Raw genomic sequence first — 12,805 nt, forward strand, 5'->3', positions numbered from 1 at the left:
GAGTCGCCGTCACCTGGAGTAGACAACCGGCTGGTGTGAGGCCGTTACGCTCACGCGACCCGGACTCGGCTTCTTGATGAGCCGACGCGGTGATCCACTCGGTGGTCTACTCACCCTCCGAGCCTGATGGACACCGCTTCGGCGTCCACAACCAAGGGATCGGTATACGTAAGTGCGCGAGGCGAGTTCGTCATGCCATAACCGACGCGAATATCGATCTGGAGGAGCGTTGGATCACTGGCCTCCCGCGCCGAGCCGGAGGCTCTGTGTCGCTCGGCAACACTTCAGCATCGGTGATACGCAAGGGTCGTTTGTCGATTTGCCAGCCATTGTTCACCGAACAAGGCTGTGCGCTGTGAGCATTCGGTTGTCGCAACTAGTGAACAGATTTCAAAGACGCGAACAAGTCTGTCTACGTAGGTATTCAACGTGGAACGAGACCTAACGTACGTATATCGGATGTTCGTGCCCGCCTTCATTCGGATCGAGCGGACGTGTTCGTCCCAGCCGTGGCCGCGAGTGGGTGCGAGAATCGTCGCCTGGGAAGATGGCGGCGGCCGCGCTGATCATGAGTCCGGACGACCCGGTGGCGCGTCGGTCCGGGACTACGGCCGGAAGAACCTCGTCATACTCGGCCGCTTGAAACGCGACTCGTCAAGGAGAGAGGGGAACCGCTACATCGTCAACGGTCGACCGCGGGCTGCGGGCCGGGCACCGGCGGCGACGGCACTGTGGGCACGCTGGACAGCGGGGACGGACTGGGCAGCTTGGGCGGTGGCAGCTCGGAGTGTCGAGCGAACGCCTGGTCGATCAGTTCGGAGGCCGCCCGGGTCACGATCAAACGGGCGATCGCCAGGTCGGTCTCCAGCTTGGTGCGATCTCGCGGCGTGCGGGGGGATTCCTCATACGCCTGTCCCGCCAAGCGGTAGAACAACTCGGTGGCGAAACGGTCGGCGATGCGGTCGCAATCAGCTCTCAGCCGTTCGACCAAGTGGAAGGTGTCCTGCACCGGCAATCCGGTGTCGTTGAGCCGGGTGGCCAGATCACAGCAACGCGGGTTGGTGACTCGGTACGCCTCGAGCGGATCCTCGCTGGCGGCCAGTGCCTGCTTGGCGTACTCCGGCAGCTCTGCGTAGTCGTCGTCAGGCTCGGTGGTGGCCTCCGACTCCGGTCCGGCGCCGTTCGCCTCCTTCACGCCGAGGACCTCTGCAAGCCCGTCGCCGCGGTCCCAGGCTTCGAGCAGCTCCCTGATGCCGTTCAGCTTCATACCCCGCCCCAGCAGACGGCTGATGGTCTGCAGCCGGTTGAGGTGGTCCGACCCGTAGTACCCGATCCGCCCGCGTACTTCCGGCGAAGGCAGAAGCCCTCGCTCGTGGTACACGCGGACGCTGCGCACGGTGGTGTCGGCTGCCCGTGCCAGTTCGTCGATCGTGAATTCAGAGTCTGCAGCCATGTTTAAAAGGAAACCATAGTCGGGCCCCCGTGGAAAATGGTCCGTTTGATAACGGGCCGTTAGAAACCGTAGCTGGGTGTTGCTGCGAGGTCAATGAGCCGTTACGTAGCGGGACAAGAGGTTGTGCCCTGGGCAACAGTGGGCTACCGTGCATAGACCAGCTTATCGCGGCTGGTATTCCGGGGACTGTCGAGCAGCCCCGATGACCGTCCGATCCATGGGACACGCACCTGTATCAGGCGTGCCCTCGGCATCCCCGGAGATGGCTATGAGCATTACGCGAACCCTTCCGATGGACACGGGATCCCTTGCAGGAGCAAAGATCTCGTCGATTCCGGCAAAGTCGAACCAGCGGCCACCCTGTGCCGACGTGCCCGACAATTGGGATATGGACACCGGAACTCCGGATGCCTGGCGAGCGGCGGTCCGAACCTGCCAGAACTGCCCCCTCTTCGTTCAGTGCAGCCAGCTGGCCCAGACGCTTACCGCCCGAGGCGACGGTCCCCGCGCGATGATCTGGGCGGGCATCGCCTATGACAATTCCGGCAGCGTCATCGAGAACCTGGACCGGCACCGCGCCGCCCCGATCGACCACAAGCGCCCAATGCGCATCATCCGCAACGGCCCTCGACCGCTGCGCACTGTATCCACTCTCCCCGCACCCCGTCGGCACATCGTGCTCGGACAACCACTGAAACCGACCGGAACCGACGGCCTGTGACTATGCTGCGTGGACCTCTCGACGTCGGATCTCTTCTTGGTGGTGCGTAACTCATGACAGTGTTGGCATTGGAGATCGGTTCATCGAGGTTCGCGGCGAGTCGGGTCGGCGCCGAGGTCGGCGTCGATGACATCCGGCAGATTCCGGTCCCCTCGGTCGGCGCGTGGGACCGGTGTCGAGAACTGTTGCTCGAGGTCGCGGGCGGCGCCGAGGTCACTGGCCTCGGCATCGCCTCGGCCGGACCGATCGACATGGCAGCCGGAGTGGTCGCACCCTCGGAAGTTCCCGAGTGGCGTACGGGTTTCGGCATCGCCGAGGCCGCGCGAAAGTTGTTTCCCAAGGCTTCGGTCCAGCTCGCGCTGGACGGTGTATGCCTGGCGCTGGCCGAACGAAATCTCGGTGCCACACGCAATGTGATGGACGCGCTGGTTGTCACGCTGTCTCACCACATCAGCGGCGGGGTCTTGGTCGGCGGATTCGTGGTCGTCGGGCGGACCGGTAATGCGGGACATGTCGGTCACGTCCTGGTCCCTGGTTTCGACGATCGCTGCCTCTGCGGCGGACGCGGCTGCTTGGAAGCAGTTGCCGGTGGTCTGTCGGCTGTGCGCTGGGCCCGCGAGCAGGGCTGGGCGGGCAACTCGGTCTCGGAGCTCGTAGAGGCCGCCCGCGTGGGCGAGGACATCCCCGCGGCTGCGCTGGGCCGGGCGGGCACGGCGCTCGGCCGAGCGGTCGCGTCGGTGGCCGCGCTGCTCGACCTGGACCTGGTCGTGCTCGGCGGCTCGCTGGCCGAAGCTGGTCCCGCGCTGTGGAAACCGCTGGGCGAAGCGGTCGCCACGCACGCCAGACTGAGCTTCCTGCCTGGACTGCGTGTTGTTCCCTCTCAACTCGGCGAAGTCGCGCTGCTTGCCGGTGCCGGTGTGCTCGCGGTGTCCGCGCAGGGCGGGTGACTTGGGCATGCCGGCAACGTAATACTCTGCGAGAGAAGAGGTTCGGACGCTCGTTGGGGTTAGCTGCGTGAAAGCGGGGGAATCGGCCGGGGATAGCGCTCGATGTGCCGTCGGGGCGCGCGCCGCTTCAAGTCGGCCCAACTGAACAAAATACGAACAAAATGAACACCCGCCGTGTCGTGGGTGAAAGTGGTGCACACTTCGTAGCAACGAGTCACTTACGGGTTGATTGAGCCGCTGAATAACGGTACATTGCCTGAGTCGCAAGATGTCTGATCCGGATTGAGGTGGATCCGGAGGATCGGCTGGTACGGGCGAAGTGCGAAGCGAAGTGGCGCAGTGATTCCATGGGTGACTATCGAGACGTTGGCGCCCGACTGCATGTCGGTGGCGTCGGTGGGGGATGCACCGCGCGAGTTCGCGAGCTGGCAACGGGTATTGCAGCGATTGCTGTCCAAAGCGCCCGCGCTCTATGACAAGCTGACGACCACGGGGTTGACCGAGGCCATCCGCACGGCGCACGAGCAGGCGCAGGACATCGACCTGGCAATCCAAACAAGCTCCGGTCGACACCAACTACTGATCAGGCCGGTCTTCGGCCCGGCTGGGGATGTCCACGCGGTGCGGCTGTGGCTGGGACCAGCCGCCGAGCGGGTGCCTGTCCTTCGTCCCGCGGTGGGCGCCATCTGGGACCTCGGCACGCAGACCATCCAGCAGCCGAGTGGCATCACCAGGTTGTCCGGCAGCACGGCCGAACAATATGTACCCAGGATGTCCATCGCGGAGTTGTTCCACCGACTGTCGAGCTTCGATCGGCACGCGCAAGTCCTCGACCTGCTCTACGAACCCAAGCCCGGTGACCGGATGCAGTTCGACACCACCGTCGTGTCCGGTTTCGGGCGTCCCGCGCAGTGGCGCATCACCATCCGCGCCCGGGACGACGAGCGGACCCGCGGCGCTTGGTTGCTGATCGAGGATGTCACATCGGAGAACGTGCCGCCGGCGTGGCCGACGTTGGAGCGAATCGGGTTGCGCGAGGCACATCGTCGCGCGGGGACGCACCTGGCTGTCCTCCAGCTCGAGTACACCAGCATCTCGCACTGGCTCACCGACCCCGCGCCGTGGATCCGCTGGGACTATCTCTTCCGACCCGTTGACGTGTTCCATCCCGATGATCGCTCCCGGTTGGTGGAGCTCGGCGACCGGCTCCGGTCCGGCGACAGCGCCGGGGTGACCCTGCGGTTGCTCAATTACGGCGGCGGCTACACGCCGACCTCGCTTCTGCTCTACCCGTACCCCGGGTACTCGAGCAGGCAGCTCGCTATCGCGCAACTCGTTCGGGTCGCGGACGACGTTCCGCTGCTGGAAACCCATCGCCAGGTCGTGGAGCCACGGCAGCGCAGTGCGCCGATCGGCTACGACGACCAATTGCGGCACTGGCTTGCGGGCAGGATGAAAAGCAACCCTGCCTGCTGAAAGCTGATTCCCACCGCTGGGAACGGCCGGCCGGTTGGGATCGCATGTGCTCTCTACCATTTCGAGAGTGAGGACAGTGGGTCGCGGACCGGCAGATTCGGGTGAAGCTTTGCTTCGCCGGATGGCCGCGCGCCGCCGCCGCGACAATATCTTGGTCGCGGTGCTGGCGGTGCTCGCCGTCCTCGGCGGCGGCCACGCGATCCTCAGTGTGTTCGACTCCGGTCCGCCTCCGCCGTCCGATGATTCGACAACCGCGATTGTCGGCCGTTCGCAACTGGCCGGATCTTTCGCCGAACAGTTCGTGGTGACCTATCTGACCGCCATTGCGGGACAGCAAGAGCGAGTCGGCGAATTCGTCGGCTCTGGTCAGCAGATCGCGTTGCCGACCTCCGCGCGACAGGTGTCCGACCCCTCGGTCGTCTATGTTTCGCGTACCGTGTCCACCAGCAGCCTGGACGTTTGGTCGGTGACGGTGTCGGTCCGGATCGGCAAGACCGGAACCGGTGGGACTCCCGAGACACGACAGTTCTACCGGGTCGCGGTGTCGGTTTCCGACGGGCGGCTACGGGCGCTGTCGGTGCCCGCCGTGGTCCCGCCGCCCGGGAAGGGTGCCGACCTCGCGCTGGCCTACTCCTCGCCATGCGCGGCGGATACGCCGCTGTCCCAGGTGGCGGCCGGATTCCTGGGCGCGTTGTTGGCAGGCACCGGTGACGTAGCCCGCTACACCACGCCCGATGCGGGCCTCGCCGCGCTGAAACCGGCTCCGTTCACCGCCGTCGAGCTGGTCGCGCTCACCGCCGACAACGCGGCCTGCGGTTCCGGCGGCGCGAAGGCCCAGGTGCTGGCCACCATCAACCCCAAAGCCGATACCGGCGCCACCGCGACGCTGGCCTACCCGCTGACGATGGTCCGCAACGGGGGCCAATGGCAGGTGGTGTCGATCGATCCGGTTCCCGCCCTGTCGAGTCCGCTAGCGGTGGTCGCGGGTCAGGATTCCCACGGCGGCGCGCCGACCAGTTCGACCTCGCCACCTTCGACGTCGGTGAATATCCCGCCGGCGACACAGAATTGATCAGAGAAGAGGCAGCCCAATGGGTAATCTCAGCAACATCCTCTATGGCGTGCTGATCTTCGTTCGCTGGGCAGGATTGATTCTGATCACCATCCTCAGCATGGGGGTGTTGATTTCCGAAGCGGCGAGGTCGAGGCTGTCCCCGGCCAAGATCCTCGCGGTCGCCGGGTCGGCGGTTCTCGCGGCGGTTCTGTTCTGGGTGCTGCCCACCCTCGTCAACTATGCGCGTACGGACTCCAACATCATCGTTCCCGATCACCCCATCGGTGGTTATCGATGACCCAGGTCCAGGTGATCAAGGTGTTCACGCCGATCAAACGTGTTCCCACGATGATCGGCAAGGCGCAGAACGGGCAGAAACTCCCGTTCGGGCCGTACACCCTGCCCCAGGTCGCCGGAGGCGTCACGTTGATGTTGGTGACGTCGGTGTGTGCCATGACTTTCCCGGTCAACCCGGCGGTTACCTTCGTGGCCGGTCTGGCCTTGACCATCATGGCGGTCTTCACGCTCGGACTGGTGCCGTACACCGGTGTCCGGATGACATCGCGGGCGATGTGGCTCGGCAGGCTGATCGTCTACCGCAAGCCGGTGTCCGCTTCGGGCATGCCGATCACCGGCGATTCGGTGCGCCACACCATGTTCGTCGAGGAGACCGTTGTTCTTCTCCTTCCCGATCGACGGGCCGTGGGCCCGGCGGACACCAAGACTGATCTTCGGCTGCTCGAGGTGATCGGGGCCGGCGGTAGCGGCGCCGACCTGCGGGACCGGATGAACGGCAACGGCAACGAACAGACATCCGGAGGAAGCCCCTGATGGCATTCGGACGAGATCTCCAGCCCACCGCGGCGATCCGCGGCAACCTTCAGTTCACCCATTCGGGGCTGGTCACCGCTACATACTTCATCAACCCGCTCGGCTACGGCCTGCGCAAGGCCAGCGACAAGCACGATGTGAAGATCGCCCATCATGCGCTGATCAACAACCTGCCGAACGGTTCCTTGCTGCTCGGCATCCAGGCGCGGCTGAATACCATCGACGTGCTCACCAAGATGGTGGAAGGCGTCGACCTGGACGAGTGCGAGGACTACGCCGATGAGGTGGTTGCCTCATACGAACGAGTCCGGGCGATCACGCCGCAGACGCGGATCTATTTGCTGTCGATTCCGGTCGGCGCCGCCAACTCAGGCGTCTCCGCGCTGTCGCGGATGTGGCGAGGCAGCACGACCACGATCGACGCCACCGCGGTCTCGCGGGCCGAGCTGGACGCCTACGACGAGGAAGCGAGCACGATCCTCTCCCGCATCGGGGCCGATTTCGATCCGGTTCCCGTGCCCGCCGCGCTGTTCCAGTGGCTGTGGGAGCACTACCTGTCCCGCGGCGCGGTCGGCGAGCCGGTCGCACCGACCAGGGCCGGAGCGCTGGATGACGCGACGTCCGCCGTCTTCCGCTCCGCTGCGCTCGATGAAGGAGCGCAGGCCGACAGCAACCGGAGAGTCCGTCCGTCGTTCGTTCCGGTCGTCAAGGTGGTGCAGCCGGACTCCGTGTATCGGCCGTCCTACCAGGCGATGCTCACACCCCGTTCTTTTCCCTATTCGGGCATGACCTTTCCCGGCGGCAGTGAGTTCCTCAACGTGCTCGAGGGCCTAGGGGACGTCACGGTCGACTGGGGGATGCGGGTGTCGACCAAGCCCGCCGAGCAGGTGCTGAAGAACAACGAGCTGAATCTGCGGCGTCTGGGCGAGCAGATGGACCAGCGTGACCAGGAGGTCTCCTTCGCGCAGAACACGTTGATGTCCAAGGCACAGATGCTCGGTGAATACAACCAGCACTTCGAGGTCAACGGTGGCGAGTCGGAGGTGTCGTTCACCACCGTCATCGCCATCGGCGGGCCCTCGCGCGACGCGACGCTGGACGCGGTGAATGCGCTCAAGCGCCGCTACAAGCGGTTCCAGGTGGAGATGACCGCGCCGGTCGGTGCACAGGTCGACCTGTGGTCGATGCTGATACCGGGCAACCCGCCGCGCCGCGCGTTCGACGACTTCGCACATATCGTGCCATCCGATATGTGGGCCGGTTTCGTACCGTTCACCACCAGCCAGATCGGCGACGACAGTGGCCCGGTGATCGGGGTCAACCTGCTGTCCGGCCAATTCGAGCCGATCCACTTCGGCATCATGGAGGCGGCGCTGCACGACCTGTCCGCGTCGTTCGCGGTCACCGGCGAACTCGGGTCGGGCAAGTCTTATTTCCTCAAGCTCATGGCCGTTCTCGTGCACGATATGGGCGGCCAGTTCTTGGCTATCGACCGAAGCCAGGTCGGCGAGTGGGAGCATTTCGCGTCCGCGATCGACGACGCCGTCGTGATCGACCTGGCCAATCCGAGCGTGTCACTGGATCCGCTTCGCCTGTTCGGCCCACGGATCGCCGGGGAGCGAGCGCTGGACTCGATTCTGCCGCTGCTCGACCTGTCGCCGACCTCCGGAGCCGGAGCCGCCGCCGCCAACCTGTTGACCCCCAAAGCGATTGCCGAACATGGCATCCAAAGTCTGCTCGACCTCTTCCACGTCGTCCGGCGGCTGCGTGACGACCCGGGGATCGGAGACGAGTACGCCGATCTGGCAGCGCGACTCGGCACCATCGTCGAGCGGGTTCCGGTGCTCTTCGACCCGAAGTTGCGACCGCTACGACTCAACGCCGCGGCTACCGTGGTCCGCAGTCATCACCTCGCGTTGCCGACCGCCGAGGAACTCACCACGCCACATTTGTACAACCGCTTGCCGCTGACGAAGCGGCTCGGCACCGCGCTGTACGAACTGGTCGGTGTCGCCGCCCGCGAAGCCTTCCTCACCGACAACGGCAGATTCGGGCTGCTGGTCGGTGACGAGGCCCACCATTTCACCCAAACCCAGGTCGGCTCGGCGGTGACTTCGGACTTCAGCCGCGACGGCCGCAAGCACCTGGCCGCGATCGGACTGGCCTCGCACGACCCCGCCACCGACTTTCAGGGGGCGGCACACAATCTGATTCCCAACCGGTTCGTATTCCGGCAGCGCGATGAGACTCTGGCGCGCAATAGCTTGGAATGGCTCGGCGTCGACCTGGAAGAGGCGCCGTTCCTGCTGCAGATACTGCGAGAGGAGACCTCGCCGCCGGTCGGCGCGGGTCGGCAGGTGCCGGAGGAGCGTCGTGGCGAGATGTTCATGCGTGATGCGTTGAACCGTATCGGCCGTGGCAAAGTGCTCGGCCCAGCGCGTCCGGACCGTGCCGCGGCGATCACCAGCACACCGAACTCGGCCAGCGGGCGTGCCTCTCTTCCGGAACGACAGGTAGTGCCATGATTTTCGAGGCCGGCCGGAGCTTTCGACCGTGCGGGCCCACCGTGGGGATGCCGTGGGAACCGGCGTCGTGGGATACGGATCGCTGGCGGCCGCAGGCCGTGGTACGGCGATGTCGTGATTGGGTCGTCGCGACTCGTCGTCGACGCTGGACCGCATGGATTCTCATTGGTCTCTTCGTCCTGTTCGTATTCCCTGGCTTCGTGGGTCCACTGGCCACTGCGGAGACCAGCGCACTGACAGCAGGGTCGGCACCCAACAGCGCGCTTGGCTGGATGGGTATCAAAGACACGTCGGGGGTCGAACTTTCGAGCTACATATTCGCTACGAATCGCGGCGGGGTGTTGAACCCCGGGAACACGGTGCTGTCGCTCCTGATCAGTGTCCTGTTCGCAATTTGGCTGGTCCTTGTGACAACCGGGGTGTGGTTGCCTGGTCAGACAGTGGGCTTCGGGTGGCTGAACATGTTCAGTGCGCCGTTGAAAGCGGTGGCCGATAACCTGACGGCGCAGATTGCGACGCCTATGATGCTGGCGACGGCAGTGGCGATCGGTGCCTTCTTCGTGGCGTGGTTCATCGTGCGTGGCTATCACGCCAAGGCCATGATGCAAATCTTGACGATGGTGGCGGTGGCCATTCTGGGGCCGTTGTTTCTGGCCGCGCCGCTGGCCGAGGTCTTGTCGTCGGACGGGTTGCTGGTGCAGGGGCGTGACCTGGGTATCTCGGTCGCAGCTGGTTTGAACGGTAACAGCAATCCTAATCCGAACCAGTTGGTGGCGCAGATGCAGGCCGACATGGCGGATAATTTTGGGCGAAAGCCATTGCAGGTCTGGAACTTCAGCCATATCGTGGATGACCGGCCGTCCTGCAAGGCGGCATGGTCGGCTGGCGTCATGGCGGGTGACGAAGACCGAGTGAAGAACGGGATGAAGGCGTGCGGCGACACCGTCGCACATGCGGCGGCCGATAATCCGAGCGTAGGTCAGATCGGAGCCGGTCTGCTGCTGTTGCTGTCCGCGGCCATTCTGTTGCTTTTCGCCGCTTACTTGGCCATCAAGGTCATCTGGGCTGCGCTCGACACGATCTACTACGGGTTTATGTCGATCTTCGGGTTCGCCGCGGGCGGGTTCGTGTACGGGCCGACGCAGACGTTCACGGTCCGCAGCGTGGTACACGGCTTCGTCGCGGCGGCACGAATGGCCATCTTCGTCATTTTTCTGGGTCTCTACGAGCTGTTCCTGGGCAGTCTGTTCCAACAGGCACGCGGCCAGGTCATGTCGGTGTTCGTCATCGGGGCGATCGTCGAGATCGTCGCCATCCTGCAACTGCGGCGCCTCAGCAAGAGCCTCGACAGCGGCAACGACTGGATAACCAACCGGTTCGCGATGGCGATACAGAGCGGCTTTGCGAGGGAAGGCTCGGGTGGTGGTGGGGGGACCGCTCTGGGAATGGGCACCGCGGGTGCGGGCAACTCGCTGAGCGGGATCGGACTGTTCGCCGCGGCCAGCACCCTCAGTGGTTCACCGATCACTTCATGGCTTGCGGGCGGGATTCGTGATCCGGGCCAACCCGGCGCGAAGGATAAAATGAATGCAGACAGGCTGGGGTGGGGTATCGCGAAAGAGTTCGGTGAGGAGATGAAGAATCCCCATTACGATCGCCGTTCTCTGGGCGATTTCGCGGCGCACGGCATTCGGTCGTCCAAAGCGCACCCCAGGAGTCAGCTAGCTGCCGCTTATGCGGCGGAGGCCATATCGAACCTGACCGGTGGCAACATGCAACCCGTGAGTGCTGCCCTCACGAAGGCTGGAATCGGTTGGCGGACTGCCCAGAAAGCGACTGCGGTCCAAGCGGATATTCTGCGGCACGTGGAGGCTGAGCCCCTTCCCTCGGCGCACTTGGCGCGCGTCCTCGCCGCCCACAAGCATTTCGAATCCGATTGGCAAGATCCGGGGTGGAGCGAAGCTAGGTTGGGTGGATTGAGAGCAGCCGTCGGAAGGTATCGGCACCATAATGCCGGTGGTGTCACGCTGCCTGCTGGGATTGTCAAGCTGGGCAATGATTATTTTGAAAACCCTGGGCAGCCTTTTATTGAGAACCTCCAGAAAGTCGCGAATGGAAGTGCCGGAGCTACCCCTATTAGATGGGAGAAAGCCCCAGGAGACGTAAGAACGCTCCAGAAGCGGGAAGCGGAGCGGCTGGAGAAATGGATAACTAACGAACACGCACTCAGGGTGGACGCGGCAACGGAATGGGTATCCCAAAACCCCACCGACTTCCATCGGATACGGCGGCTTCGCGAGGAGATCAACAATGCGTCCGACACCAACAATTGGCAGGCCGGTCGGCCGAGTACCGGCGCTACTTCGCTCGCGCCGCCGTGGAAATCGGCTACCAATCCGCTTCCAGATATTCCCGCTGCGATTTTGAATAGTTCGAGAAATCCCTGATTCGCACGCGGATCGCCAGCGCTTGTGATTGGCCAGGTTCAAGGAAGGGCACCCGATGATCAGCCGTCTGATGACTGTTATATGGATCGTCTCGATAACCCCGACCTGGCTGATTGTGGCGATACTGGTAACGGGTGGTCTGTTTGCCATCGTCATCATCCTCGTGCTGATCGTCGGCGGCGCGACATCGGCGATCGCCTCCGATCTGCACTACCAATGCGACAGCGCGGTGGGACCGGATCCCTCCCAGACCGTGACGGTGACTCGTGCCGCCGCTGCGGCGCTGCCCACCGCGCCGACCGCCCCGGCCACCAGTGCCTCGTCAGCGCCTACCACGAATCCCTACGCGGCACTGACCATCGCGCCGGACGACTCGAGCGCCTCCGACTGGCAGCGCTCCTGCGTCACCGCGCTGAAAATCGCGCCGTACCAAGCTCAGCCCTTGCTCGCGGGCAATTCGGGAATCGGTGCCGAGTGTGCGCGTGAGCTCGCGCTCACACTGGCGGCGGCACCGGCGAGCGGAGCGCAGGACGCGACCGGTGGCCGTGCGGACGCCGCGGACCTGACCAGGTCGATCATCTACCGCGCCTCGGCCGCGCAGTCGACAGGGCGGTGCGAACTCGTCGCGGGTTCCGCTGCGGCGGAGCCGCCCGCTGCGGACTCTGCCGGGGCAACGGGCGGTTCCGCCCAGCGCGCGTGCGGACAGTCCGACGGCGTCGGTTCCACCGTCGTAGTGCTACCGAACACCCTTGCGGCGCAAGGGGCATGTGGTCAGCGAGTGGATCCGGCCGCGGTGTCTCCAGGCGATCTGGTCTTCTGGGACTACCGGCGCAACGCGCCGACACACGCGGGGATCGCGGTCAGCGCCACCCAGTTGGTCACCATCGACGCCACGACCGGCAGGTGTGTCGAAGTGTCGATGCCGAGCACGAGCGACGTGCGCGTGAAGCGCGTGCTCGGCGGCGGGCTGTGAAGGATACGAGATGCCACCTACCGAGGTAGAGCCCCAGATCGAGACCGGCGAAGAAGGTGAGGCGCCGCCGGTTCCGGTGACGCCGTGGTCGGGTCGGCCGGGGGATCCGCGCACTCGTCCCGGTGCGCCTGGGCCCGGTCAGTTGGGTGGTCCGTCGGGCCCGGATCAGTCCGCGGTACCGTCGGGTCCGGGTCAGCCGCCGGGTGGTTCGTCGGCGGTGCCTGGTGGGCAGGCTCAGTCGGGTGTTGGTCTGCCTGGTCAGTCGGGTGCGGTTCCTGGTCAGCCTGGTCAGCCTGGTCAGCCGGTTCCGGGTGCGCCGGTACCTGATCAACACGCTGCGCCGGGTGGTGTGGTGGCTCCGCAGGCGGGGCAGGCGCC

The 12,805-nt window shown here is 64.8% G+C and carries 10 protein-coding genes; 9 read left to right on the forward strand and 1 reads right to left on the reverse strand.

What is annotated here, in order from left to right:
* Positions 1-682 precede the first annotated feature (682 nt).
* Positions 683-1,453 (reverse strand): MerR family transcriptional regulator, encoded by a 771-nt coding sequence (locus AB0H00_RS30520; protein WP_357273100.1) that lies wholly within the window; start codon positions 1,451-1,453, stop codon positions 683-685.
* A gap of 268 nt (positions 1,454-1,721) precedes the next feature.
* Here AB0H00_RS30520 and AB0H00_RS30525 point away from each other — a divergent pair, with 268 nt between their 5' ends.
* The 9 genes from AB0H00_RS30525 to AB0H00_RS30565 all read left to right on the forward strand — a co-directional run bounded on the left by AB0H00_RS30525 (position 1,722) and on the right by AB0H00_RS30565 (position 12,427).
* Entirely contained in the window at positions 1,722-2,174 is a 453-nt protein-coding gene (locus AB0H00_RS30525) for a hypothetical protein (protein ID WP_357273103.1), read from the forward strand.
* A 53-nt stretch (positions 2,175-2,227) separates the two neighbouring features.
* Positions 2,228-3,121 (forward strand): ROK family protein, encoded by an 894-nt coding sequence (locus tag AB0H00_RS30530; protein ID WP_357273105.1) that lies wholly within the window; start codon positions 2,228-2,230, stop codon positions 3,119-3,121.
* Between the two features lie 351 nt (positions 3,122-3,472).
* Positions 3,473-4,597, forward strand: coding sequence for a GAF domain-containing protein (locus AB0H00_RS30535; RefSeq protein ID WP_357273107.1), 1,125 nt, complete (start codon positions 3,473-3,475; stop codon positions 4,595-4,597).
* Between the two features lie 67 nt (positions 4,598-4,664).
* The gene (locus AB0H00_RS30540) at positions 4,665-5,669 is read left to right on the forward strand and encodes a conjugal transfer protein (RefSeq protein ID WP_357273108.1); all 1,005 of its coding nucleotides are present in this window, start codon (positions 4,665-4,667) and stop codon (positions 5,667-5,669) included.
* A 19-nt stretch (positions 5,670-5,688) separates the two neighbouring features.
* The gene (locus AB0H00_RS30545) at positions 5,689-5,949 is read left to right on the forward strand and encodes a hypothetical protein (RefSeq protein ID WP_357080641.1); all 261 of its coding nucleotides are present in this window, start codon (positions 5,689-5,691) and stop codon (positions 5,947-5,949) included.
* Positions 5,946-6,482 (forward strand): hypothetical protein, encoded by a 537-nt coding sequence (locus tag AB0H00_RS30550; RefSeq protein ID WP_357273111.1) that lies wholly within the window; start codon positions 5,946-5,948, stop codon positions 6,480-6,482. Before AB0H00_RS30545 ends, AB0H00_RS30550 begins: the two co-directional genes overlap by 4 nt.
* Positions 6,482-9,007 carry an ATP-binding protein gene (locus AB0H00_RS30555; RefSeq protein WP_357273113.1) on the forward strand — a complete coding sequence of 842 codons (2,526 nt, stop codon included), beginning with the start codon at positions 6,482-6,484 and terminating at the stop codon, positions 9,005-9,007. Before AB0H00_RS30550 ends, AB0H00_RS30555 begins: the two co-directional genes overlap by 1 nt.
* A gap of 272 nt (positions 9,008-9,279) precedes the next feature.
* Positions 9,280-11,454, forward strand: a complete 2,175-nt coding sequence (locus tag AB0H00_RS30560; protein ID WP_357273115.1) for a hypothetical protein — start codon at positions 9,280-9,282, stop codon at positions 11,452-11,454.
* A gap of 70 nt (positions 11,455-11,524) precedes the next feature.
* Positions 11,525-12,427, forward strand: a complete 903-nt coding sequence (locus tag AB0H00_RS30565) for a hypothetical protein (protein ID WP_357273118.1) — start codon at positions 11,525-11,527, stop codon at positions 12,425-12,427.
* The last annotated feature ends 378 nt before the right edge of the window (positions 12,428-12,805 follow it).

The organism is Nocardia sp. NPDC023852 (genome assembly GCF_040639505.1).
In the GTDB taxonomy this organism is placed as follows: Bacteria; Actinomycetota; Actinomycetes; order Mycobacteriales; family Mycobacteriaceae; genus Nocardia.